General features: G+C 40.3%; 1 pseudogene. It reads left to right on the top strand.

Features of this window, described 5'->3' with window-relative positions:
• Positions 1–253: pseudogene (gene tuf / locus ACY2RT_RS15465) on the top strand (elongation factor Tu); the annotation flags it as partial.

Genomic DNA, 253 nt, shown 5'->3' with positions numbered 1-253 from the left:
TTGGTAGAAATGGAGATCAGAGATCTTCTTTCTTTCTATGAGTACGATGGAGATAACGGTCCTGTTATTGCAGGTTTTGCTTTAGGTGCACTTAACGGTGAGCAAAAATGGGTAGACACTGTGTTGGAATTAATGGAAGCTGTTGATACGTGGATCGAAGAACCTCTTCGTGAAGTAGACAAAGATGTCTTAATGCCTATTGAAGATGTATTCTCTATTACAGGTCGTGGTACAGTAGCAACATGTCGTATTG

The organism is Ulvibacter sp. 2210JD10-4, assembly GCF_058148525.1.
The sequence above is the reverse complement of the archived record's forward strand: the minus strand, read 5'-3'. Positions and strand labels throughout refer to the sequence as shown.